General features: G+C 64.8%; 20 protein-coding genes and 2 pseudogenes. 14 read left to right on the top strand and 8 right to left on the bottom strand.

All coding sequences use genetic code 11. The annotated features are described in order from the left end of the window. Window positions 1–30: 30 nt before the first annotated feature. The gene (locus tag BVH01_RS15160; protein ID WP_075931150.1) at window positions 31–795 is read right to left on the bottom strand and encodes an IclR family transcriptional regulator; all 765 of its coding nucleotides are present in this window, start codon (window positions 793–795) and stop codon (window positions 31–33) included. 251 nt (window positions 796–1,046) lie between these two features. Between BVH01_RS15160 and BVH01_RS15155 the strand changes: the two genes are divergently transcribed. The 13 genes and pseudogenes from BVH01_RS15155 (at window position 1,047) to BVH01_RS25235 (ending at window position 14,955) form a co-directional block, all read left to right on the top strand. Then, entirely contained in the window at window positions 1,047–2,597 is a 1,551-nt protein-coding gene (locus BVH01_RS15155) for an acetolactate synthase large subunit (RefSeq protein ID WP_075931149.1), read from the top strand. Between the two features lie 3 nt (window positions 2,598–2,600). Further along, complete coding sequence (locus BVH01_RS15150) at window positions 2,601–4,091, top strand: aldehyde dehydrogenase family protein (RefSeq protein ID WP_075931148.1); 1,491 nt, start codon at window positions 2,601–2,603, stop codon at window positions 4,089–4,091. 25 nt (window positions 4,092–4,116) lie between these two features. Beyond that, window positions 4,117–4,911: an SDR family NAD(P)-dependent oxidoreductase gene (locus BVH01_RS15145; protein ID WP_075931147.1), complete on the top strand. Its 795-nt coding sequence runs from the start codon at window positions 4,117–4,119 to the stop codon at window positions 4,909–4,911. A gap of 10 nt (window positions 4,912–4,921) precedes the next feature. Next, the gene (locus tag BVH01_RS15140; protein ID WP_075931146.1) at window positions 4,922–5,959 is read left to right on the top strand and encodes a glycosyl hydrolase; all 1,038 of its coding nucleotides are present in this window, start codon (window positions 4,922–4,924) and stop codon (window positions 5,957–5,959) included. A 10-nt stretch (window positions 5,960–5,969) separates the two neighbouring features. Then, window positions 5,970–6,419 carry a VOC family protein gene (locus BVH01_RS15135; protein ID WP_027906094.1) on the top strand — a complete coding sequence of 150 codons (450 nt, stop codon included), beginning with the start codon at window positions 5,970–5,972 and terminating at the stop codon, window positions 6,417–6,419. A 15-nt stretch (window positions 6,420–6,434) separates the two neighbouring features. Then, window positions 6,435–7,037: an amino acid synthesis family protein gene (locus BVH01_RS15130; protein WP_075931145.1), complete on the top strand. Its 603-nt coding sequence runs from the start codon at window positions 6,435–6,437 to the stop codon at window positions 7,035–7,037. Window positions 7,038–7,064: 27 nt separating this feature from the next. Further along, entirely contained in the window at window positions 7,065–7,901 is an 837-nt protein-coding gene (locus BVH01_RS15125; RefSeq protein WP_075931144.1) for an alpha/beta fold hydrolase, read from the top strand. 38 nt (window positions 7,902–7,939) lie between these two features. Continuing rightward, on the top strand, window positions 7,940–9,544 hold the full coding sequence (locus BVH01_RS15120; RefSeq protein WP_075931143.1) for a bifunctional 3-(3-hydroxy-phenyl)propionate/3-hydroxycinnamic acid hydroxylase: 1,605 nt from the start codon (window positions 7,940–7,942) through the stop codon (window positions 9,542–9,544). Further along, the gene (locus BVH01_RS15115) at window positions 9,541–10,323 is read left to right on the top strand and encodes a 2-keto-4-pentenoate hydratase (protein ID WP_075931142.1); all 783 of its coding nucleotides are present in this window, start codon (window positions 9,541–9,543) and stop codon (window positions 10,321–10,323) included. Before BVH01_RS15120 ends, BVH01_RS15115 begins: the two co-directional genes overlap by 4 nt. A gap of 142 nt (window positions 10,324–10,465) precedes the next feature. Further along, complete coding sequence (locus BVH01_RS15110; protein ID WP_075931141.1) at window positions 10,466–11,413, top strand: helix-turn-helix domain-containing protein; 948 nt, start codon at window positions 10,466–10,468, stop codon at window positions 11,411–11,413. 30 nt (window positions 11,414–11,443) lie between these two features. Continuing rightward, window positions 11,444–12,676 carry a multidrug effflux MFS transporter gene (locus BVH01_RS15105; RefSeq protein WP_075931140.1) on the top strand — a complete coding sequence of 411 codons (1,233 nt, stop codon included), beginning with the start codon at window positions 11,444–11,446 and terminating at the stop codon, window positions 12,674–12,676. Window positions 12,677–13,035: 359 nt separating this feature from the next. Then, window positions 13,036–14,100, top strand: a pseudogene (locus tag BVH01_RS25240) (methyl-accepting chemotaxis protein); the annotation flags it as partial. Then, complete coding sequence (locus BVH01_RS25235) at window positions 14,092–14,955, top strand: methyl-accepting chemotaxis protein (protein WP_371915287.1); 864 nt, start codon at window positions 14,092–14,094, stop codon at window positions 14,953–14,955. The pseudogene BVH01_RS25240 and the gene BVH01_RS25235, both read left to right, overlap by 9 nt. A 42-nt stretch (window positions 14,956–14,997) precedes the next feature. Here the strand turns inward: BVH01_RS25235 and BVH01_RS15095 are convergent, their stop codons facing one another. From BVH01_RS15095 to BVH01_RS15080, 4 genes and pseudogenes are all read right to left on the bottom strand, one after another. Next, complete coding sequence (locus BVH01_RS15095) at window positions 14,998–15,621, bottom strand: LysE family translocator (RefSeq protein ID WP_075931138.1); 624 nt, start codon at window positions 15,619–15,621, stop codon at window positions 14,998–15,000. Between the two features lie 196 nt (window positions 15,622–15,817). After that, window positions 15,818–18,211, bottom strand: a pseudogene (locus tag BVH01_RS15090) (TonB-dependent siderophore receptor). A 327-nt stretch (window positions 18,212–18,538) separates the two neighbouring features. After that, on the bottom strand, window positions 18,539–19,528 hold the full coding sequence (locus tag BVH01_RS15085) for a FecR domain-containing protein (RefSeq protein WP_075931137.1): 990 nt from the start codon (window positions 19,526–19,528) through the stop codon (window positions 18,539–18,541). Further along, window positions 19,525–20,049, bottom strand: coding sequence for a sigma-70 family RNA polymerase sigma factor (locus tag BVH01_RS15080; RefSeq protein WP_075931136.1), 525 nt, complete (start codon window positions 20,047–20,049; stop codon window positions 19,525–19,527). Before BVH01_RS15080 ends, BVH01_RS15085 begins: the two co-directional genes overlap by 4 nt. Before the next feature lie 252 nt (window positions 20,050–20,301). On the opposite strand from BVH01_RS15080, the gene BVH01_RS15075 reads away from it, so the two are divergent. Next, window positions 20,302–21,804, top strand: coding sequence for a PLP-dependent aminotransferase family protein (locus BVH01_RS15075; protein ID WP_075931135.1), 1,503 nt, complete (start codon window positions 20,302–20,304; stop codon window positions 21,802–21,804). Between the two features lie 7 nt (window positions 21,805–21,811). Here BVH01_RS15075 and BVH01_RS15070 read toward each other — a convergent pair whose 3' ends face one another. The 3 genes from BVH01_RS15070 to BVH01_RS15060 all read right to left on the bottom strand — a co-directional run bounded on the left by BVH01_RS15070 (window position 21,812) and on the right by BVH01_RS15060 (window position 22,743). Further along, a complete protein-coding gene (locus tag BVH01_RS15070) occupies window positions 21,812–22,045 on the bottom strand; it encodes a zinc ribbon domain-containing protein (RefSeq protein WP_075931134.1) in 234 nt (77 codons plus the stop codon). Between the two features lie 151 nt (window positions 22,046–22,196). Then, window positions 22,197–22,541 carry a YdbL family protein gene (locus BVH01_RS15065; protein WP_075931133.1) on the bottom strand — a complete coding sequence of 115 codons (345 nt, stop codon included), beginning with the start codon at window positions 22,539–22,541 and terminating at the stop codon, window positions 22,197–22,199. Window positions 22,542–22,551: 10 nt separating this feature from the next. After that, window positions 22,552–22,743 carry a YnbE family lipoprotein gene (locus tag BVH01_RS15060; protein ID WP_013792254.1) on the bottom strand — a complete coding sequence of 64 codons (192 nt, stop codon included), beginning with the start codon at window positions 22,741–22,743 and terminating at the stop codon, window positions 22,552–22,554. Window positions 22,744–22,751 lie beyond the last annotated feature (8 nt).

The following is a 22,751-nucleotide window of genomic DNA, read 5'->3' as shown; positions in this document are numbered from 1 at the left end:
GCAGTCGGTTTTCCTTTTCCCTTATCCGCTTCACGCCGCTGGTATCGAGCGCTGCGCGTGAATGTTCTGGGCGATGCGCCTGGTGGTGTCGATGAGCATGTCGAGCACCGTTTCCTGGCGTAGCAGGCGGAAGTTGGCCGTGGTACCCACCGCCGAAATACTGCCCATTACCTCCTTCTCATCGACGCTGACGATCGGTGCGGCAATGCCGGTGTGCCCGGTATTGAGCTCGTCGTGGGTGATGCTGTAGCCGTCCTTGCGGATCTTCTTGGCCATCCTGGCGAACTCCGACCAACTGCAGGCGCTGTACGGATTGCTGGGGTCGCGGGCGATTTCTTCATGCAGCTTCTGCAGGCGTTTGCCCTTCTGCGAAGCGACCAGCACCTTGGATTGGGCGCCGCGAAACAGCGGCAGCGGGTGGCCGCGGCCGAAGGCGAAGTGCGAAGCGTCGTGGGATTCGGTGATGTAGGTGTTGATGATATGCCCGTCGTAGAAAACGCTGGCGAACACCGCCAGGCCGGTCTTGTCGGCCAGCTCGTGCATCAGCTCGCGCCCGGCGCTGAGGATCGGGTCGTACTGGCGCATCATCCAGTCCAGCTCGATGATCCGCGGCCCCAGTCCATAGCTGCCGGCGCCAACGCGGGTCAGCAGGCCCGCCTCGCAGAGATCCTTCACGTAACGGTACACCGTGGCACGTGAAAGCCCCATGCGCGCGGCGATGGTCTCCGGGTCGACCTGCAACTGCTCAGGGCCGAACAGATCCAGCACGCCCAGAGTCTTGCTCAAGCTGCTCATCTCACTCCTTGCGCGGCATCTGCTTGCCGCTTCGCGTTTGCAAAACCTGCGGGCCCTGACGAGGCCTGCACGCATACGCCGTTGGCGCAGGCGGGGGCAGAGAATCTCGCAGGATGATAACTGATTGTCAAATTACGCTTAAAAATCTCATTTGTCTCGTATTTTGAGTAAATCTACAAAAATTGCTTGGAAGTTTTTTTATTTGATGGAATAAATCTCAAAAAACAAAGCAAGCCTGCGAGGGCAGACGAATGAATGGTGCCGAATTACTGATCGAGGCCGCTGCCGCCAGCGGAGTCGAATACTGCTTTGCCAACCCGGGAACCACCGAGATCCCCCTGGTCGCTGCCATCGCGAAGCATCCCGCGTTGACACTCAAGCCCGTGCTGTCGCTGTTCGAGGGCGTGTGTACCGGTGCCGCTGATGGCTACGGACGCATCGCCGGCAAGCCGGCCATGACCCTGACCCACCTGGGCCCTGGCTTTGCCAACGGCATTGCCAACCTGCACAACGCCCGCCGCGCCAACACGCCGATCGTCAACGTGATCGGCGATCACGCTTCCTGGCACGTCAACTACGATCCACCTCTGGCCAGCGATATCGAGGCCCTGGCCGGCGCGGTATCCGGTTGGGTGCGAACCTCGCGTAGCGCCGAGCGCGTCGGCGAGGATTTTCAGAGTGCCGTGCAGGCCGCCTGGCAACCACGCGGGCAGATTGCCAGCCTGATTCTGCCGATGGATCTGCAGGCCAATGAAGTGTCGGCTGGCGCCTCGCGCTTCGCGCCGCTGCAGGCGCCGGTTCGTCGCCTGGCCGGTGACAAGGTCGAGCAGGTAGTAGCCGCCCTCAAGGCTGGTAAGCGTCTGGTGTTCATCGTTGGTGACAGCGGCCTCACAGCTGAGGGGCTGGAAGCCGCTGGCCGCCTGGCTCACCTGCCGGGTGTGCGCCTGTTCGCCGAAACCTTTCCGCGGGTCAGCCATCGCGGTGGCGGCCTGCCGGATCTCGACCGCCTGCCGTACTTCCCGGAAGTGGCCATCGAGATTCTCGACCAGTACGACCTGGTGGTGTGCGCCGGTGTGCCGGAGCCGATCAGCTACTTCGGCTACGAAGGCATCGCCTCGCGCCTGGCCGAGCGTGACCGTCTGCTGTCACTGGCCGAAGTCGGTGACGACGTGGTCGGCGCGATCAGCGCGGTGGCCGACGCCCTGCAGGCGCCGGCTCATGTGCCTGCGCCGCAAGGCATCGAGATGCCGCCGGCCGAAGACGCGTTGTCGCCGCAGTCCATCGGCAAGGTGCTGTCGGCGGCCCTGACTCACGACTGCATCGTGTCCATCGAAGGCGGCACCTGCGGTTACCCGTTCTTCACCGCGTCGGCCGGCGCAGCTCGCCACCGGGTGTTGACCAATACCGGCGGCGCCATCGGCCAGGGCATTCCGGCCGGCTTTGGTGCGGCCCTGGCCGAGCGCGGCAACACGGTGTTCTGCCTGCAATCGGACGGCAGCGCCCAGTACACCATCCAGACGCTGTGGAGCATCGCCCGTGAGCAGCTGCCGGTGATCATCCTGATCGCCGCCAACCACCGCTACGCGATTCTGCAGAACGAGCTGCGCCGCTACGGCGTGAACGACTTCGGCCCGCAGGCCCTGGCCCTCACCGAGCTGGATCGCCCGCGGGTGGACTGGAAGGCCCTGGCCAAAGGCTACGGCGTACCGGCAAGCACCGTGCGTACCAATATCGAACTGCGTCAGGCCCTAGCGAGCGCCATCGCCAGCGCCGCGCCCTGCCTGATCGAAATGGAGCTGTGAGCCATGAGCGAGATTCAACTGCTACCTGCCGTCCGTGAGTTCCTGGCCACGCCCAAGCGCCTGCTGATCGGCGGCCAGTGGGTGGAGGCGGCCAGCGGCAAGCGGTTCGCCGTCGAGAACCCGGCTACCGCCACCGTGCTGTGTGAAGTCGCCGAGGGCGAGGAGGCCGATGTCGATGCTGCCGTCGCCGCCGCCCGTGCCGCCTTCGAAGGCCCGTGGCGCTGGGAAACCCCGGCCCGTCGCGGCTATCTGCTGTTCCGCCTGGCCGAGTTGATCGACGCGCACCGCGAAGAGCTGGCGCAACTGATCACCCTGGAGAACGGCAAGACCATCGCTTCTGCCCGTGGTGAGGCCACCGCCGCTGCCAACATCGTTCGCTATTTCGCCGGCTGGCCGACCAAGATCGAAGGCAGCACGCTGCCGGTTTCGCCGGCCAGCGGCGCGCCGATGCTCAACTACACCCTGCGCGAGCCGGTGGGTGTGTGCGCCTTGATCGTGCCGTGGAACTTCCCGCTGAACATGTGCGTGTGGAAGCTCGGCCCGGCCCTGGCTACCGGCTGCACCGCGGTGCTCAAGCCCGCCGAGCAGACCCCGCTGGTGGCCGTGCGCCTGGTCCAGCTGATCGAGGAAGCGGGCTTCCCGGCCGGTGTGGTCAACCTGCTCACCGGCTTCGGTGCGCGTACCGGCGCGCCGCTGTCCCAGCATGCCGATGTCGACAAGATCGCTTTCACCGGCTCGACCCACGTCGGCCGGCTGATTGCCCAGGCCGCTACCAGCAACATGAAGAAGGTGTCCCTGGAGCTGGGCGGCAAGTCGCCGAACATCATCCTGCCCGACGCCGACATCGTGCGCGCTGCCAAGGGTGCTGCCGACGGCATTTTCTACAACCAGGGGCAGGTGTGTACCGCTGCCTCGCGCCTGTACGTGCATGAGTCGGTGCTCGACCAGGTGCTCGAGGAACTGCGCAAGCACGCTGCCGCCCACGTCATCGGCTCCGGCCTGGACAGTCGCAGCACCCTCGGGCCACTGGTTTCCGAGCGCCAGCTGGGCACCGTGACCGGCTACCTGGAGCGCGGCGTGCAAGACGGCGCTGAGCTGATCTGCGGCGGCAAGCGCCCGGCGCATCTGGAGCAAGGCCACTTCATCGAACCCACGGTTTTCTTCGACCGCGCCGAGCAGGCCTGTGTGGCCCGCGAGGAAATCTTCGGCCCGGTGCTCACGGTCATGAGCTGGAGCGACGTCGACGAACTCGCTCAGCGCGCCAACGACTCGCCGTACGGCCTGGCTGCCGGCCTGTGGACCCGCGACCTGCGCTCGGCGCATCGCCTGGCGGCGCAGCTCAAGGCCGGCTCGGTATGGATCAACTGTTGGAACGTGGTCGACCCGGCCTCGCCCTTCGGTGGCTACAAGCAATCCGGCTGGGGCCGGGAAATGAGCAAGAACGTGATCGACGCCTACACCGAGACCAAGAGCGTCTACGTCGATCTCGCCTGAACACACGATAACAAGAGGAATCATCATGGATCTGCAACTCAAAGACCGCGTCGCCATCGTCACCGGCGGCGGCATGGGCATCGGCAAAGAAGTCGCGCGCTTTCTCTCCGAAGAAGGCTGCAAGGTGGTGATTTGCGCACGCCGCATGGAATACCTGCGCGCTGCCGCCGAGGAAATCACTGCGCAAACCGGCAACGAAGTGCTGCCGCTGTTCTGTGACACCAATGACATGCAGGCCGTGTCGAGCATGGTGCAGCAGGCCAAGGATCACTTCGGCCGTATCGACATCCTCGTCAACGGCGCTGCTGCACCGTCCGGCGTGGTGCGCAACGACATCGAGCACGCCGGCGACGACGAGCTGCTGTCGGACCTCAACACCAAGGTGATCGGCTACTTCCGCTGCGCCAAGGCGGTGACCCCGCACATGAAGGCCGCCGGCTTCGGTCGCATCATCAACATCGGTGGCCTCACTGGTCGTGGCAGCAAGGTGCTGTCGGGCATGCGCAACCTGGCCATCACCCACATGACCAAGACCCTGTCCGACCAGCTCGGCCCGTCGGGCATCACCGTCAACCTGATCCACCCCGGCGTGGTCGACACCCCGCACATCCACGAGCTGTACGAGCGTGAAGGCGTCAAGCAGGGCAAGACCCCGCAACAGGTCGAGCAGGCCTATATCGACTCCACGCCGATCCGCCGCACCCTGCAGCCAATCGAAATGGGCTGGCTGATCGGTTTCCTGGCATCCCCAAAAGCGGCCGCTGTTACCGGCGAATCCATCGGTATCGATGGCGGCCTGACCCGCGGCATCTTCATCTGAGGAGGCAACCATGAGCAACGGAACCCTGTTGGTGGCCACCGTCGGCCAAGCGGTGATCCGCAGCGCCGACGACGGCAAGACCTGGCATCGTCTGGGCCTCGGCCAGGACATCGAGTTCGACGCCATCACCCGCTCGCTGAGCGTCAGCCCGCAAGCGCCGGAAGTGATCTACGCCGGCACCGACGTCGGCCTGTGCGTGAGCCACGATACCGGCGGCAAGTGGACCCGCGTCGACTCGCCGTTCAATGGCGAGACGGTGTGGAAAGTGGCGGTCGACCCCAAGGATGCCAAGCGCATCTTCGTCGGCACCGGCGCACCGTCGCGTGCCGTGCTGTGGCGCACCCTCGATGCGGGCGCCAGCTGGTACCGCGTACCGGTGGAGATTCCCGAGTTCTGCGAGGGCGTCAGCAAGCCGCGCCTGCTGGCGTTTGCCTACGACCCGACCGACCGCAACCAGGTTTGGTTCGGCCTGGAAGAGGGCGGCCTGTTCCACAGCCGCGACGGCGGCGACACCTTCACCCGTGTCGATGACCGCCTGCTGTGGGACTACAACTCCGATGTTCACAACATCGTGGTGCTGCCCAACCATGGCAAGAAGATCATCGTGGTGGTGTGCGTCAACGCCGTGTACCGCAGTTTCGACGAAGGCGCGACCTGGACCGGAGTCATCGGCGCCGAAGCCTTCGGCCTGTACTACGTGCGTGTGCTCAATGCGCCGGTGGGCAGCGAAGACACCCTCTACCTGAGCATCTCCGACGGCACCCCAGGCACCACCAGCAAAGTGCTGGTCTCGCGTGACGCCGCTGCCACCTGGGAAGTGCTGCCGCTTTCGCAGCAGCCCAACTCCTGCGTCTGGGCCATCGCTTTCAACCCGGCCAACCCGCAGCAGATCGTCGCTGGCACCAAGTACGGGCATCTATTCACCTCGGTGAACGGCGGCAACGGCTGGCAGAAACAGTGGCGCGAATTCAGCGAGATCGCCGACGTGCTGTGGACGCCTGCGGTCGCGCAGATCAAGGCCGGGCACACGTCCGTCATCAAGAAGTGAGGGCCATGCGATGAAAATCGACATCTTGCGCACCCATATCTCGCTATTCGTCACCGACCCTGACGCTTCGGCACTGTGGTACGCCGATGTGCTGGGCATGCATGAAAGTGCCCGCGGCGAGGCCTGGGTGATGATGGCGTTTGGCAGCAAGCACCACGACATCGCACTGATCAAGGCCGAGCCCGGCGCCCATCAGGGCGGGCTGGGCCTGCAGCACTACGGGCTGGAAGTGGCCGGCGACATGACCACGCTGCGCGAGCTGTACGGCATGTTGCTGAGCAAGGGTGTGGAGATCGTCAAGATCACCGATCACGAGATCGGCAACGGCCTGTACTTCCACGACCCGGACGGCAACCGCCTAGAATTCTTCTTCGAAACCGAACACGACGACGCGCTGGCCAAGGCGCGTTTCAAGGCGGCCGGGGCACCGAGCCGCAACTTCACCGTCGACCCCCTCTGAGCAAGGAACATACCGATGAAAGCCAAGAATTTCGCCAGCTACCACATCCGCAAGTGGTACAGCTTCACCGAAGAAACCCACGCCAACGAAACCGGCCAACTGGCCGATGGCGAGCCGGTGTTCAAGTACGTGATCGCCGCGGCTATCCATAACCCCTACGCCGGGCGCTTCAGCGAAAACCTCGATGAGCTGATCAATGATTCGCCGCTGCTCGGCAAGGAGTTCGGCCGTCGTATCAATGAGCTGGCCGCCGGTCGCAGCGTGATCAGCTATGGCAAGGCCTGCCTGGTGGGCAGCGCCAGTGAGTACGAGCACGGCAACGCCTTTCTGACCAACCCGGCCGCCGATCCGATTCGCGTCGCCCTGGGTGGCGGCAAGTCATGGGTGCCGTCGACCGGCAAGCGCGGCGCACCGGGTGTGACCATCGACATTCCGCTGGCCCACAAGGATGCCCTCTATGTGCGTTCGCACTACGACACCGTATCGGCCTCCTTTGGTGACGGCCCGGCGCCTGACGAAGTGATCATCATCTGGGCCTTCGCCACCCGCGGGCGCCTGCATGCACGCCTGGGCGGCCTGACCGCCGACGCCATCAAGGGCGACAACGGGCTGACCTGATCGAACCTCGCCGGCCGGAGAACCGCCATGTCCAACAGTCACTTTTTCCACAACCGCTCGATGCTGCCGCTGCACTTTTTGCAGTGGGGCAAGCTGGACGCCGCGCCGGTGATCCTGCTGCACGGCCTGCGCGCCTATGCGCAGACCTGGCAATCGCTGGCCGAGTCCCTGGGGGATGCGTTCTGCTGCTATGCGCTCGACCAACGCGGACGCGGACTGAGTGACTGGGCCTACAGCCGCACCTACTGCACCGAGTATTACGTGCGCGACCTCGAAGACCTGGTCGAGTACCTGCACCTGGACCGTTTCATGCTGGTCGGCCATTCCCTGGGCGGCGCCAATGCCCTGGAGTACGCCCGCCAGCATCCGGGCCGCCTGTCGGCCCTGGTGATCGAGGACATCGGCCCGGGCTCGTCGAGCGTGGGGGACGGCGCCGAGCGGATCCGCCGCGAGATGCGCGAAACCCCACTGTACTTCGCCGACTGGGAGCAGGCGCGGGCTTTCTGGCAGCGCTCGCGTCCGGGCCTGTCGGCTGAGGGCTTGGCCTCGCGGCTGGCGCATTCGATGAAGGAAACCGAGCAGGGCATCACCTGGCGCCATGACCAGCAAGGCATTGCCGAGGCGCGTCTGAGCATCACCCCGACCGACCTGTGGCCGGCGGTGCATGCATTGGATTGCCCGACGCTGTTCATCCGCGGTGGTCGTTCGGATTTCCTGCCGCTGCCAACCCTGGAGGCGCTGCAGAGCGCCAATCCGAACATTCAGACCACCGTGATCGACGACGCCAGCCACTACGTTCACGACGACCAGAGCGCGCTGTTCAATCAGGTGGTCGGCGACTACCTGCGCGCATGGCGTGGCTAGCTGCACTACACCAAAACCTACAAGAAACAGGTGAAAGCATGAAACGCGAGACGACTCAGGTAGTCATCGTCGGCGGAGGGCCAAACGGCATCGCCATGGCCCACTACATGGGCCATCACGCAATAGAGTGCGTGGTGCTGGAACTGGCCGAGGGCATCCTCCCGTACCCGCGTGCGGTCGGTATGGACGATGAGGCGCTGCGCGTACTGCAGGGCATCGGCATCGCCGACGTCGCCATTCGCGACATGATCTGCGATGTGCCGCTGCGTTATTACAACGCCCGTGGCGTGTGCTTTGCCGAGGTCAAACCAACGGCCGCCGAGTATGGCTGGCCAATGCGCAACATCTTCATGCAGCAGCTGCTCGAAGGCACCCTGCGTGACGCGTTGCCGCGCCACACCAGCGTCGACTTGCGCCTGGGCCACGAGATGCTCGACCTCAGCCAGAACGAGGAGGGTGTGACCCTGCATGTCAAGGGCGCCGATGGCGAGCCCTACGAGCTGCATGCACAATACGTGGTCGGCGCCGACGGCGGGCGTTCCTGCGTGCGCAAGAAACTCGGCATCGAACTGCTGGGTATGACCCATCCGCGCAAATGGGTGGTGGTCGATGTCACCAACGATTCCCTCGACGCTCCGTACACTGCACTGCACGCCGACCCCGAGCGGCCGTTCGTGTGCATCTACCTGCCGTACCGCCAGCGCCGTTGGGAGTTCATGCTCAAGGAAGGCGAGGACGAGGCGAGGATGTGCGAAGAGGGCACCATCCGCCAGCTGATTCGCAACCACATCGGCGATGCGGTGGACGAGCTGGAAATCGTGCGCATCCGCGCCTACACCCACAATTCACGGGTCGCCGCGCGCTTCGTCGAAGGCCGCGTGGCACTGGTCGGTGACGCCGCGCACATCTCCCCGCCATGGGCCGGCCAGGGCCTGAACTCCGGCCTGCGTGACGTCGCCAACCTGGCCTGGAAACTGGTCGCCGTGCTCAAGGGCCGCGCGTCGCCGAAGATCATCGCCAGTTACGACGTCGAGCGCCGCGGTCACGCCACTGACCTGATCAGCCTGGCCGACAATATGGGTGCCGTGCTTGGCCTGACCAACCCGCTGATGGCCGGCGTACGCGATTGGCTGTTCCAGGCAGTGAACACCGTCGACAACCTGCGTTCGCACCTCCTGGAGTTCAAGTTCAAACCCAAGGCGACACTCATCAAGGGCCTGGTGCACCACGAGCGCGAGGAGCTGCGCGAAGGCGACCTGGTTGGCCAGCTGTTCGTGCAGCCCTTCGTCGAAGATGCCGAGCGCAACAAGCGCCGGCTCGATGAGGTGCTTGGCGACTCCTACGCGGTGCTCGGTTACCGGGTCAACCCAACGGTCGAGCTCAGCGACGAAACCAAGGCCTATTGGGCACGCTGGAATACCCGATTCATCCAGGTCAATCGCTCGCGCAGCGGCAGCCGTAACCAGCCGCTGAGCGCTGACGGAGTGATCAGCGTGGAAGACGTCGATAACAAGCTCGGCAACTGGTTTTCCAAGGTGCGCGACTGCGTGGTGGTGGTACGCCCGGACCGTTTCGTCGCTGCGATCACCACGCCCGAGCGCCTCGAAAGCGTGCTGGCCAAGCTGCAGGGGCAACTGTCATGAGCCAGGCCAATCTGGCCCAGCGCCTGCTGCAGGCGGCCCGTGAGCGGGTGGCGCTGCCCCGCGAGCAGGGCGACGGCCTGAACCTGGCCGCCGGTTACGAGCTGCAGCGCCTGGGCGTGCTGGTCCGTGAAGCGCGCCATGAACGGCTGAGCGGCTGGAAGGTGGCCTTTGCCGGTGCTGCAGCCCAGCGCCGTTTCGGCCTGAGCGAGCCGGTGTATGGCGCGTTGACCGACGCCATGGCGATTGCCGAGGGGCAGCCGGTCGATCTCGCGCAATTGATCCAGCCCAAGCTGGAAATCGAGCTGGCGGTGATCCTTGGCCAGGACCTCAACCCAGGTTTCTACAGCGATGAGGAGTTGCTCAGAGCCATCGGCGAAGTGGCTGCGGCCTTCGAAATCGCTGATTGCCGCTGGCAACACTGGAGTTTCGAGGCCGGCGCTTTCGTTGCCGACAACTCGGCTGCTGCTGCCTATTGCCTGTCCGCTCGCCAGCCCTTCGACGCGCGGCGTCATGCCCAGGTGGAGTATCGGCTGGTGCATGAAGGCCGTGCATTGGGCGACGGAGTCAGCAGCCTCGGTGAAGAGTCGCCGCTGAGCAATGCCTGCTGGTTGATCCGCCGGCTGCTGGCCGATGGGCATCGCCTCAGTGCCGGACAGATCATCCTCTCCGGTGCGCTGTTACCGCCCGTTGCCATCGAGCCTGGTGGCTACCGGCTGAGCATGCTTGGCATGGATTTGGCTCTGCAGTTCCAAGCGGGGCAAGGGCCGGAGAGCCTGTAGTGGCATATCGCCTGTTTAGGTGGTGTCGCGAATAACGATAAATGTGGCCGGGAAGGGGAAGTGCGCGTTTCGCTACAGCGTCTTTCACCGCCAGAGCCGCGTGTGGCGAAGCGTTACACACAAGCCGTGGAGTGCACCGATCATGTTCGCAGAAGTTCGATCCTTCAATGACCCGCAACAACACGCCGGCTCGATTCTCGGCTGGCGTCAGGTGTACGACCAGCTCGGTCGCGGCAGCCTGAGCACGCAATTGCAGCAGGTATCTTCCGAGCGCTTCCAGATCTTCCAGGAAGTGCTCGACAAGCGTGTCGTGCAACATGGGTATGCCCCGAAAGGGCGCCTGTGCCTGGCCCTGGTGCTCAGCTCGGCCTGTGCGCCAGTGGTGCAGAAGCACGAGGTGGGTGCCCACAGCGTGGTGCTGCTGCGTGACGGCGAGGAGTTTCTGCTGCATGCCCCGGAAGGCACCCACTTTTTCGCCGTGACCGTGGACACCGTGCGCTTCGCCAAGCTCGCCGCCCTGGAGTTGCCCCAGCAACAGCTCGACCTGCTCAAGAGTGCTTCGCAGATCGATGTGCCGGATGCGGCGCTCAAGCGCTTCCAGCAACAGGTCTATCCGGTGTTCCAGCACTTGTTGCAGGCCTCTGGGGGCGTTAGCGTGGCTGCCGAGCGGCTGCTCGAGGACGGGCTCATCGATGCGTTGCTGGACCTGTTCGGCAGTGCGCAGCGTGAGCATCGCGGGCGCCATGGCAACCTGGCGGTAAGCTCCTACCTAGTGAAGAAGAGCCAGGAGCTGGCCCTAGACTGCGTCGACGAGCCGCTGAGCGTGCTGGATCTGTGCGAGCGCCTGCGTGTCAGCCGCCGCACACTGCAGAACAGCTTCCAGGTGGTTGCCGGCATTCCACCGGTGGAATATTTACGCAACCTGCGCCTCAATGCCGTGCGTCGGCGCCTGGCCAGCACCTCGACAACCGCGTGTGGCGTCGGTGAGGCGGCCGCGCAGATGGGCTTCTATCACCTGAGCCACTTCTCGCGAAACTACCGCGGCCTGTTTGGCGAGTACCCATCGCAAACCCGCCGTGCTTCCGGTTGATTCTCTTTTCGCCAACCCGAGACCGCCCTAATGTCTTCGCTTACCCGGCCACGCGGGCTCGTGTGGTTGCTGGCCACGCTCGCCGCTTTTTCGCCGCTGTCCATCGACACCTACCTGCCGAGCCTGCCGGACATCGCGCGCGACCTGGGTACTCAGGATGCGCGCGTGCAACTGACCATCGGCGTGTTCCTGGCCGGGCTCTGCTCGGGGATGCTGCTGTACGGGCCACTGTCGGATCGCTACGGGCGCCGTCGCCTGTTGCTGGGCAGCCTGGTGTTGTACATCCTCGCTTCGCTGGGCTGCATCTGGGTGGCAAGCGTCGAGCAACTGATCGTGCTGCGCTTCGTGCAGGCGGTCGGCGGTGCCGGCGCACTGGTGCTGGCCAGAACCGTGGTGCGTGACCTGTTCCCGCTGAGCGAGGCGGCGCGTGTGCTGTCGCTGATGCACGTGATCGCCATGGTCGCCACGTTGCTGGCGCCGATTCTGGGCACCTATCTGGTGCTGCTCGGCGGCTGGCGCACCATCTTCGTCATGCTGTCGCTGCTCGGCGGCGCCTGCCTGCTGGCGGTGACGACGTCCCTGCAGGAGAGCTTGCCCGCTGATGCACGCACCCGTTCGGTATTGGCCTCCTTCATTCATTACGGTGCAGTGCTGCGCGACCCGTTGGCGCTGTGCTACATCCTCGCCATGGGGCTGTCCGTGGGCGGCATGTTCGCCTTCATCACCGCGTCGCCGTTCTTGTTCATCCACCACTTCGGCTTTTCGCCGCGGGCCTTCAGCCTGCTGTTCGGCTTGAACATCCTCGGCATCATCCTGGCCACCGTCATCAATGCGCGCCTGGTGCGTCGTCTCGGCCCGTTGCAGATGCTCGGCGTTGGCAGCGCCGTAGCCGCCTGCGCTGGCGCACTGCTGATCGTCATTGGCCTGGCCGGCTGGGGGCAGCCGTTTTCCATCACCGTTGGCGTGCTGTTGTTCATGGGTATCAGCGGCCTGATCGGTGCCAACTGCATCGCCAGCCTGATGAGCCTGTTTCCGGGTAATGCTGGTGCCGCCGTGGGCCTGGGCATTTCGCTGCAATTCGCCTGTGGCGCGCTGTTCAGCTGGGTGGTCAGCGCGCTGGCCGACGGCACGGCACGGCCCATGTGTCTGGTGATCGGCTTCGCTGGCTTAGGCAGCCTGGCCTGTTACCGGGCCATCCGTCATCAATTGCGCAAGCCACGACATGCCGAGCTTTATCGCGCTCTGGTAGGCAACGGGAACTGAGGCGGATCTTCTAAAGAGAGCCTCAGGCCTGCCGAAGCGCGTCGCGACGCTAGATTTATTGATGCGCCATTAGGAATAAAGGCTCGGATATTTGCATTTGAACGAATTATCGGCCTCTGCCATTCTCGCCTCCGACCCCGCCGTACGCCTGCATTCGCTCATCGCTTCCAACTGTCCTTGGCCAGATCTGCGGCACGCTCGTGCCTGCCCGTGATCTGTCCAGGCGCGGCAGTTGGCAGGCATCTGTCGATACCGGGCAGGCTCGCCCGGGGCGACGCGTTTGGCGCAAGCATCGACCATAAGGGTGCAGCTCGCCTTGCCGCGGTGATTTTCAATGTCTGGGGAAAGGAGCTTCTGCCATGTATCACTGGCTCGCGAACGTGAGTGTTGGGAAGAAACTGATGATCGGCTTCGGCTTGTTATTGCTGATGAGCCTGTTGATCTTCTGGTCTGGCTGGAGCTCTATCGCCGGGCTTTCCTATCGCATGGATCGCATGAGCGCGGTGAACAGCCTGATGGACGAGCTGGGCAGCATGCGCCTGGCCCGTGCCGGTTACCTGCAGAGCCAGGGCAGTGTGGACAAAGCCGAAGCCCTGGATGGCCGAATCGAGGCCACCGGGAAAACGCTGCAGGCGCTGCAGTCGTTCTTCACCACCAGTGCCAATGTCCAGCACGTCGATGAGATGGCGCAGAGCCTGATGGGTTATCGGGGCGCGGTGGCCGGCCTCAAGACCAGCTACCAGCAGATCGAGGCCTCGCGCCTGGTGCGGCGAACCACCGGCGACAAGGCACTGCAGTTGCTCGACGGCCTGGACACGTTGATCGCCGCCGATATGAGCGTCGAGGATCAGTACAGGATCTACCGGGCGGTCAAGGATTTGCAGATGCAGTTCCTCTATGCCCGCTTTGAAACCCGTGCCTACACCTACGGCAACAACCCCAAGAGCTTCGCGGCGGCGGCCAAGGCCGTCGACCAGACGCTGGCCAGCCTGGCGGTGCTGCGCGAGACGCTTGGCGGTGCCGAGCAGGCCACGCTCGACGAGCTGGGCAACAACGTTCAGGCTTACCGCGACAGCCTGCAGACCCATCAGAGCGCGTTGCAGCGGATCGACGCCGACAGCTTCGAGGTGCAGAAACAGGGCGATTCCATGCTGAGCATCAGCCAGGCGCTCTATGCCAACCAGATGCAGCTGCGCGCCGAAGATACCCATCGCGCCGCCTGGACCATGGGCCTGTGCCTAGTTCTGGCATTGAGCCTGGGCGTGCTCGGCGCCGTGCTGATCACCCGGCAGATCGCGCCGCCGCTGCGTGCGGCCCTGCAGAACGTGCAGCGCATCGCCAGCGGCGATCTCACCTTCCAGGCCAGCGCGCAGCGCCGCGACGAGATCGGCCAGCTCGAACAGGGTCTGGCTGAAATGGCCGGCAACCTGCGCCAGCTGATCGGCCATATCGGCGATGGCGCAACGCAGATCGCCAGCGCCACCGAAGAGCTCTCGGCGATCACCCAGCAGACCCGCGCCGGGGCCAGTGAACAGAAACTGGAGACCGAGCAGGTCGCCACTGCCATGCATGAAATGACCACCACGGTGCACGATGTGGCCCGTAACGCCGTGGACACTGCCAACGCGGTGGATCATGCCGCACGCGACGCCAACGATGGCGCGCGCATCGTGCTCAAGGCCATCGAACAGATCGAGAACCTCACCGGCGAGGTGCAACTGACCAGCGATGCCATCGGCAGCCTGGCTGCCGAGGGTGACCGTATCGGCAGCATGCTGGACGTTATCAAGTCGGTCGCCGAGCAGACCAATTTGCTGGCCCTCAACGCCGCCATCGAGGCGGCACGGGCCGGCGAGGCTGGCCGTGGCTTCGCCGTGGTGGCCGACGAGGTGCGTGGCTTGGCACAGCGCACCCAGCAGTCCACCCAGGAAATCGAAGGGTTGATCGGCGCGTTGCAGCAGGGCACTCGCAACGCCGTGCAGCGCATGGACGCCAGCCTCAGCCTGACCACCGACAGCGTCGAACTGGCCCGCAATGCCGGGCAGGCGTTGTCGAGCATCACCGCGAATATCTCGGCGGTGCAGAGCATGACCCAGCAGATCGCCGCCGCGGCCGAGCAGCAGGGCGCCGTGGCCGAGGAAATCAACCGCAGCGTGTTGAACGTGCGCAGCATCACCGAACAGGCCTACACGGCCAGCGAGCAGACCAGCGAGGCGAGCCAGGAACTGGCCAAGCTTGGCGGTGCACTGCAGAGCCAGGTGCAGCGCTTTCGGGTGTAATCAGGCGGCAAAGCCTGCAGCGCTTCCTGGCGCTGCGGGCATTCAACCCTTCAGCAGCATCACCAGCATGCCCGCGGCCAGGGCGATCAGCACCAGGCCGGAAAGTCGTTCGAGCAGCGGCAGGGCGCGCTGGAAGTTGCCCAGCAGCCGGCCATTGCCGATGGCCAGGGCCACCAGCAGATCCCAGCCAAGCACCACGGCGAACATCCACAGGCCATAGAACGCCTTCCAGCCGGCACTGCTCTGGGCGCCTAGCATGCTCGCCAGGCTGACGTAGAACAGCGCGTTCTTGGGGTTGAGGATGCCGGACAGAAAACCCATGCCGGCCGCCTGCCGCCAGGAGGCTCGGCTGGCCGGCGCCACCTCGCCCGGTGCCTGCAGCACGCTGCTGCCGGCATGGCGAATGAACAGCACGCCCAGATACAGCAGGTAGAGGCAGCCGACCAGCTGCAGGGTGATGAACGGTGCTCTGCCAGGCTGTAGCACCGACACGCCGGTAAAGGCGGCGACGATGAACACGCCGTTGGCCACGGCGATGCCCAGGCAGGCGCCACTGGCGACTCGCCAGCCCGCTGCCAGAGAGGTGCGGGCGACCAGAAAGAAGTCCGGACCGGGGGAAATCAGCGCCAGGAAATGGGCGGCGGCAATGATCAGGAACTGCTGCATGGCGGGCATCGCTCGTCTGGGAAGAAAGGCCCGTCAGTCTGTCGCTCCGTACCTATGCCGTATTGAAGGAAATCGTCAGGCAGCGGTTTTACCAACCGTATCGCTCAGGTCGGATTTCGCCATGATATCGACCGGTAGATCCTCCACTGCCGGTTACCAGGCCAGCCGCGTATGGGGCGGCCGACCTGGGCGTTCGCTACCAGCGGAAGTTCACCGCGGTCACCAGTTGGCGCTCGTCGCCATAGGTGCAGGTGGCGAACTCGCAATAGGTATATCGCTTGTTGGTGAGGTTGTTGGCGTTGAGGCTGATGTCCCAGTTCGCGTCGAGCTGGTAGCTGACCATGGCATCGAAAAGGGTGTAGGCGGGCATCGCCGAGTCCATGCCGGAGGCCTGGGTGGTGCCCTTGTAGCGGGCGCCTGCACCGACGGTGAGCTGCGGCAGGTTGAGGTGCATGAAATTGTAGTCGAACCATAGCGCCGCCTGATGATAGGGCGTGTCCTCGCTGCGTTGGCCGACTTCGCCGGCGATGCTGCTCTAGGTAATGCGTGCATCGATATAGGCGTAGGAGGCGATCAGGCTGAGGTCCTCTGTCACGTCCGCCTTGGCTTCCGCCTCGAAGCCGCGCGAGCGCACTTCGCCCGTCTGCGAGGCGATGTTGGTGGCAGGATCCTGCTTGAATACGTTTTGCTGGGTCAGCTCGAAAACCGCCGCACTGAGCAGCAGGTTGCGGCCCTCGGGCTGGTAGCGAATCCCTGCTTCGTACTGCTTGCCTTCGGTAGGCACGAAGCTCTGCCCGCCGGCAACGGCCACTGACACCGGGAAGAACGATTCGCTGTAGCTCAGGTACGGCGCCAGGCCGTTATCGAACTTGTACACGAGGCCGGCGCGGTAGGTAGTGGCCTCGTTGTCCTGGCTGGTGCGCACGCCGTTGCGATGCTGTTGCTGGTCCTGGTCGGCCCAGTCGTGGCGCACGCCGAGTACGGCGACCCAGCGGTCGTCGATGTTGATCTGATCCTGCAGATAAATGCCTTTTTGCAGGGTGTCGATCTGTGAGCCGCGTTCCAGGCTGCGGTCCTTGTTCACCACCACCGGCTGCCCGTAGTTGTAGCGGCTCAGATCCAGCGCTGGCGCGACGCCGCGAAAATTGTGCGAGTCGTAGCTCATGTCGTAGGCATCGAAGCCCAGCAGCACGCTGTGCTGCGCACCACCAAGCTGCCATTTCGACTCGATGTTGGTGTCGCTGGCCAGGCCTCGGGCGCGTTCGTGGCGGTCGCTGTACTGGCGCTGCAGGATGCCTGTGGTGGCCGCCTGATTGATCACGGCGGCATTCAGACCGTTACCGCCGGTACGCACCTGCAGGTACTTCCAGTCCACTTCGGTCTGGTAGTAACGCAGCTTGTGGTTGATGCGCAGCTGCTCGTTGAAGTGGTGCTCGAACTCGTAACCGAGTGTCGACATCTCGCCGTTCATCTCGTTGTAGTCGGGCTCGCCGATGAAGTCGTGGCGACCGATCTGGTACGCCGCGTCGCCCACGCCCTTGACCAGCTGGTAAGGCAGCGGCGCGGAGAAGCCCGTTTCGGTCTTCTGGTAGAACGACAGCAGGGTCAGGGAGGTGTCTTCGTTCGGGCGCCAGGTCAGTGCCGGGGCGATATAGAGCCTGTCGTCGTCGATGTGATCCTGGGGTGTGCCGCTACCGCGCGTGAGCAGGGTCAGGCGGTAGCTCAGGGTATCGCTGTCACCGAGCGGGCCGCTGAAGTCGGCGGATAGCTGCTTGCGGTCGTTCTGGCCGACCTGCAGGTTGAGTTCGTGCTGTGGCTCCCGAGTCGGCCGCTTGCTCACCCCGTTGATCATGCCGCCTGGCGACAGCTGCCCGTAGAGCACCGAAGCCGCGCCGCGAATCACCTCGACACGCTCCAGGCCATAGGGCTCCTGGATGCCGTCATAGGAGTTGTTCTGCAGGCGCAGGCCATCGCGCAGCGAGCCGCCGGTGGCGGACTCGACATCGAGACCACGGATCCGAAAACGGTCCGCCGTGCGGTTGAAACTGGTCGGCTGGCTGGTGACGCCCGGTGTGTAGCTGAGTGCCTGGGAAAGGGTCTCCGACTGGCGATTGCGCAACTCGTCGCGAGTGACCACCGAGATCGATTGCGGCGTATCGACCAGGGCGGTATCGGTCTTGGTGGCGCTGCTATTGCGCAGGGCCACGCAGCCGGCCAGCGGCTCGCCCGGTAGCTCGGCATTGCCCAGGGCGATGCCGGATACGGTGGTGCTGTCCAGCTCCAGCGCGCCGCTGGCGGGCAGCGGGCGCAGCACATAACCGCCGCCGCCCTGATCGACTGCCTCCAGCCCGGAGTTTTGCAGCACCAGAGCGAGCCCGGTGGTGACCGAGTAACTGCCGTTCAGGCCGGGGCTGGTCTTGCCGCTGGCCAGGTCGTTATGGCCGGCGAGGTAGATACCGGCCTGGGCGGAAAACTGGTTGAGTACGCTGTTCAGCGGCCCTGGCGCAATGCTGTAGGTGCGCACCGCCTGGCTTTCCTGCGCGGTGGCCGGCCGGGCGATCAGCAGCGTCGGGGCGAGGGACAGCGCCATGGGCAACGCCAGGGCGAGTGGTCGCAGGGAGAGGTGGAACGCGTGCGCGGCTGGCAAGTGCATGGTGGCCCCAGGGGTGGTCTGATCGGTTGGCTTCTCAGAACTGGTCCAAAGTCTGCTGCGCGTCGGCACTGCGGCGTTAAAAACAGGCTGGATTGCCAGCCCAGTCGGGCTGCTCATTTACAGCTCGTAAACTCCGCGTCCTCGCCTGTTTTTGCGGGGCCGCCTAGGCCTTGCATTGCTCTAGCTCGCGAGACTTTGAACAGGTTCTCAGGGATTACCGAGCCAGATCTGCAAAAGGGAACCGCGCCGATGAATTAATTTCGATCAGGCCCCGCTCGGTTCGACGCTTACCCACCAGTCGGTCAGCCGCTGCACCCGAATCGGCAGGGCGGCCTGCAGCAGGCGCAGGCTTTGCTCGCTGTCGTCGAGCGGGAAATAGCCCATCACCGGCAGGTTGGCGACCGCCGGGTTGCAGCCCAGGTGGCCGCGGCGAAATTGCCCCAGCTCGTCGAGCAACTGGCCCAGCGGCATGCCTTCGGCGGCCAGTACATGGCGTGTCCATGATTCGCGGGCGCCGGTTGCGGCTTGCACGGCGCCAATCTGCGAGGCGTCGAAGGTGACTTGCTGACCGGCGGGGATGCGCAGGGTTTGCTGGTTGCCTGCGGTGCGGATTTCCACCGTGCCGTCGAACACCGTCAGCCAGGTTTGCGTATCGCTCTCGCGCACGCTGAAGCGCGTGCCCAACGCCTGCATGCGGCCGTGCCGGCTGGCAATGAAGAAGGGGCGGGAGTCGCGGGCGGTGTCGATCAACACTTCGCCAACGCGCAAGTGCAGCAGGCGAACGGCGCCGTCGAAGTCGGCATCCAGCGCGCTGCCAGCGTTGAGCCACAGGCGGGTGCCGTCGGCCAAGCGTGCTTCGCGCACCTCGCCGATACCGGTGGCGAAGTCGGCGCTCCAGCCGGCCACCAGGCGCGGCAGGGCCGTGTGGCGCCAGGCGCTCCACGCCACCAGGCTGCCGGCGCCGACGATCAACAGGCTCTTCAAACCCTCGCGCCGGGTCAGGCCGGAGCGACCCGGCTGGGCCAGGGCACGGCGCATCGCCTGCCCGTCGTCCTGTTGCTGCAACTGGCCGAAACGCTGGCTGACGCGCTCGACATAGTGCCAGGCGTCGCGGTGTTCGCCGTGTTGCTCCAGCCACCGCTGCCATTGCTGGCGCACCTGGCCATCGGCCTGTTCGTCGTGCAGGCGCACGTACCAGTCGGCGGCCTGCTGCAGGCTGGCGTGGCTGAGGGTGTGGGGGCGCGGGCTGATCATTCGACCAGCAACCCGTCGAGTTCGGCTTCGAGCAGGGCGCAGTGCAGCAGCGCCTGGGCCAGGTATTTCTTGACCATGCGCTCGGACACGCCGAGCTGCGCGGCGATCTCGCGATAGGGCAGGCCGTCGAGCTGGGCGAGCAGAAACGCCTGGCGCACCCGCGCGGGCAGGCGCAGCAGCATGGCGTCCACTTCGTGCAGGGTTTCGATGATCAGCGCGGCCTGCTCCGGCGACGGCTGTCGCGCTTCTGGGCGGTTGGCCAGCGTGCTCAACCAGGCCTGTTCCAGCTGTTTACGACGCCAATGATCGATGCTCAGGCCACGGGCGATGGTCGCCAGGTACGAGCGTTCGCCGCTGTGGCTGTCGAAGCGACGCGGGCGCAGCAGCAGGCGCACGAAAGTGTCTTGCACCAGGTCAGCGGCATCAGCGCTGTCACCCAGGCGACGGCGCAGGAATTGCTGCAGCCAACCGCGATGGCTGGCGTACAGCTGGTGCAGGGCGGAGTTATCGGAAGGCGTCATCGAGAGCACGGACCCGAAGGCGTTTGCGCGCCTCAATGCAGATAAGAATTAGTCGCAAATTAGAGCAAGATGCGTCGATTGCTGCAAGAGAGTGGTGGTCGATTCCCTGGGCTGGTGCCGAGCGGCTCGCTCCGGCCCAACCGATCTCGGGCCGGTCGTTAGGCCAGGCGGGCTGATGGAGCGATTACTGCTTGAATCGGATCAGCGTAATGATCCATAAAACGTCAACTGATTGGTCCAAGCGAGACGATGATGGCGAACAGAAAAGCGGGCCCCCTGGTTGTTTCGCTGCCACTTGGTGCACCGCAGCCTGGTGAGAGCCTGCAGGGCTGGCTGTATGGCGCGTTGCGCGAGGCGATTCTCAGCAGTCGCCTGCCGTCGGGTAGTCAAGTGCCCAGCACCCGCGCCCTGGCCGAGCACTACGGCATGGCGCGCGGTACCGTGCAGGCGGCCTATCAGCAACTGCAGTCCGAAGGTTATCTGGATACCGGGAGCGGCTATGGCACGCGGGTATGCACGGTGCTGCCGGATGCCACGCTCAACGCCGGCGCTGCCGGGTGCCCGGCCCAAGCGCCCGTCGAACAGCCGCGGGCCGCGCCGGATACGGCGTGGTCGCAGCGCTTGCAGGCGGAAAAGCCGGTGTTCATGAGTGGCGCTACCCAGCGCGGCTTGCGGCCGTTCTTCCCGCACCGGGGGGACGTGCTGGCATTCCCTATCGACCTGTGGCGCAAACTGCACACCGCTCATCTCCGCTCCTCGCGCCTGCTGGACATGCTCGATGCCGACCCCGCCGGCCTGCCTGCTTTGCGCACTGCCATCGCTCAATACCTGGCGATTGCCCGGGGCGTGCAGGTCGGCGCCGAGCGCATCGTGATTCTCGGCAGCGTGCAGCAGGCAATGGACCTGACTTTGCGCCTGCTGGTGGCGCCGGGTGAACGGGTGTGGATGGAAGACCCCGGCTACCCCGGCGCCCGGCAACTGATTAAGGCCAGCGGCGTGGCGGTGGTCGATGTGCCGGTCGACCGAGAAGGCCTGCAGGTCGACACGGCCCTGGGGCTGGCGCCGGATGCGCGGTTGGCCTACGTAACGCCCTCGCACCAGGCACCGCTGGGCGGCGAGCTGTCGCCAGCGAGGCGCCTGGCGCTGCTACGCTGGGCCAGCGAGCAGGGCAGCTACATCTTCGAGGACGACTACGACAGCGAGTACCGTTTCGTCGCCAAGCCCATCCCGGCGCTGCGCAGCATGGCCGGGGCCGATGCGTCGGTGATTCTCGCCGGCACCTTCAGCAAGCTGCTGTTTCCGTCCCTGCGCATGGCCTACGTGGTGCTGCCGCCGCAGCTGGTGGAAGGCTTCACGCGAATGGTGTCGTTGACCGCGCGGCATGCCAACAGCGTGGCCCAGGCGGTACTGGCGGACTTCATCGATCAGGGCCACTTCGATCGCCACCTGCGACGCATGCGCAAGCTTTACGCCGCCCGGGCCGAGGCGCTCTCGGCGGCCGCCGAGCAGCATTGGCAAGGTTTGCTCGAAGTACCGCCGATTCGCGCCGGCCTGGATGTGGTCTGCCGGCTTCACGGCATGGAGGAGGGTGATGCCCAGGCGCGCCTGGCCGAGGCGGGCATCGACGTGATGCCCCTGCAGCGCTATTGCGTGCAGCCCCAGGCGCCAGGGCTGGTGATGGGCTTCGCGGCCTACGACGAAGCGGCCATCGATGTGGCCGCCAGGGATGTGGCGCGGCTGCTTCGCCGCCCCTGAACGCTGCTCAACTGGCGACGATGATCACGGTGATGCAGATCATCGCCACCACGCCAAACACCAGGCGGGCGATCCAAGGGGCCGTGAGCCAGGCGGTGGTCGCGCCGGCCACCTGACCGACGTTCTTCTCGGTGAGCCAGCGAGTGCCGGGCTGCGCTTTCATCGGGTTGCCGCACTGCGGGCAGGCATAAGCCTTATCGGAGATGCGGTGTTGGCATTCGGGGCAGTCGACAAGGCTCATCTCGGTCGTCCTCTGATCGGTGGCGATAGCTGGAGGTGAGACTGGGCGCCGGTAACCGAGTTCCGCGCCAGGCCAGAGCTGACGAGGGCTGCGGGATTTTTTTACTGAAATTGAGAAAGCGCTCGCACCGTGCGGCGAGCGCTCTGCGGCGTCACTTGCGGCGCCACTGGCCCTGTTGCTGGATGTATTGGCCAGCGGGGGTTCTGTCGATGGCCTTCTGGCCTGCGATGGTCTCCACGTCGCTGAGCTGGATGCCGTTCTGCTGAGCGAGCTTCTGGTACTCGGCGCGGCGTGCGGCGTTGATCTGCCTGGCGATCTCGTCGGCCTGGCCACCGGCCTTGACCACGCCGAGGTAGCCGTTGGGCATTTCACCGAGCTGTCCGCTGGCCTTGGCATCACCCAGGGCGGACATCGCCTCGTTGAGGCTGAGGGCGTGGGCCGGCAGGCTCAGGCTGAGCAGCAGCAACAGGCCGGCGAAGGGTTTGATCAGGTTCATGCGTGGCTCCTCAGAACAGTCCGCTGGATTCACTGAACATGCTGTCCAGCGCCTTATCCACCTTGATATAGATCTCGTGCTCGATCTTCACATTCAGGTTGATGTTGATCGGCTCGTTGGGCATCGCCAGTTGTACCGTCGGGGTACAGGCTGTGGTCAGTAGCCCCAGCAGCAGGGCGGTGATGCAACTACGCAAGCGCATGGCGCTTC

It is taken from the genome of Pseudomonas sp. PA1(2017), from assembly GCF_001945375.1.
Lineage (GTDB): Bacteria > Pseudomonadota > Gammaproteobacteria > Pseudomonadales > Pseudomonadaceae > Aquipseudomonas.
Note: the sequence above shows the minus strand (reverse complement) of the source record. Positions and strands in the feature narration are given on the sequence as shown.

Excerpts from the sequence above, each read along its gene's own strand:
- BVH01_RS15160 (WP_075931150.1), bottom strand. The coding sequence starts at position 795 with ATGAGCAGCTTGAGCAAGACTCTGGGCGTGCTGGATCTGTTCGGCCCT.
- BVH01_RS15155 (WP_075931149.1), top strand. The coding sequence starts at position 1,047 with ATGAATGGTGCCGAATTACTGATCGAGGCCGCTGCCGCCAGCGGAGTC.
- BVH01_RS15150 (WP_075931148.1), top strand. The coding sequence starts at position 2,601 with ATGAGCGAGATTCAACTGCTACCTGCCGTCCGTGAGTTCCTGGCCACG.
- BVH01_RS15145 (WP_075931147.1), top strand. The coding sequence starts at position 4,117 with ATGGATCTGCAACTCAAAGACCGCGTCGCCATCGTCACCGGCGGCGGC.
- BVH01_RS15140 (WP_075931146.1), top strand. The coding sequence starts at position 4,922 with ATGAGCAACGGAACCCTGTTGGTGGCCACCGTCGGCCAAGCGGTGATC.
- BVH01_RS15135 (WP_027906094.1), top strand. The coding sequence starts at position 5,970 with ATGAAAATCGACATCTTGCGCACCCATATCTCGCTATTCGTCACCGAC.
- BVH01_RS15130 (WP_075931145.1), top strand. The coding sequence starts at position 6,435 with ATGAAAGCCAAGAATTTCGCCAGCTACCACATCCGCAAGTGGTACAGC.
- BVH01_RS15125 (WP_075931144.1), top strand. The coding sequence starts at position 7,065 with ATGTCCAACAGTCACTTTTTCCACAACCGCTCGATGCTGCCGCTGCAC.
- BVH01_RS15120 (WP_075931143.1), top strand. The coding sequence starts at position 7,940 with ATGAAACGCGAGACGACTCAGGTAGTCATCGTCGGCGGAGGGCCAAAC.
- BVH01_RS15115 (WP_075931142.1), top strand. The coding sequence starts at position 9,541 with ATGAGCCAGGCCAATCTGGCCCAGCGCCTGCTGCAGGCGGCCCGTGAG.
- BVH01_RS15110 (WP_075931141.1), top strand. The coding sequence starts at position 10,466 with ATGTTCGCAGAAGTTCGATCCTTCAATGACCCGCAACAACACGCCGGC.
- BVH01_RS15105 (WP_075931140.1), top strand. The coding sequence starts at position 11,444 with ATGTCTTCGCTTACCCGGCCACGCGGGCTCGTGTGGTTGCTGGCCACG.
- BVH01_RS25235 (WP_371915287.1), top strand. The coding sequence starts at position 14,092 with ATGGCCGGCAACCTGCGCCAGCTGATCGGCCATATCGGCGATGGCGCA.
- BVH01_RS15095 (WP_075931138.1), bottom strand. The coding sequence starts at position 15,621 with ATGCAGCAGTTCCTGATCATTGCCGCCGCCCATTTCCTGGCGCTGATT.
- BVH01_RS15085 (WP_075931137.1), bottom strand. The coding sequence starts at position 19,528 with ATGATCAGCCCGCGCCCCCACACCCTCAGCCACGCCAGCCTGCAGCAG.
- BVH01_RS15080 (WP_075931136.1), bottom strand. The coding sequence starts at position 20,049 with ATGACGCCTTCCGATAACTCCGCCCTGCACCAGCTGTACGCCAGCCAT.
- BVH01_RS15075 (WP_075931135.1), top strand. The coding sequence starts at position 20,302 with ATGGCGAACAGAAAAGCGGGCCCCCTGGTTGTTTCGCTGCCACTTGGT.
- BVH01_RS15070 (WP_075931134.1), bottom strand. The coding sequence starts at position 22,045 with ATGAGCCTTGTCGACTGCCCCGAATGCCAACACCGCATCTCCGATAAG.
- BVH01_RS15065 (WP_075931133.1), bottom strand. The coding sequence starts at position 22,541 with ATGAACCTGATCAAACCCTTCGCCGGCCTGTTGCTGCTGCTCAGCCTG.
- BVH01_RS15060 (WP_013792254.1), bottom strand. The coding sequence starts at position 22,743 with ATGCGCTTGCGTAGTTGCATCACCGCCCTGCTGCTGGGGCTACTGACC.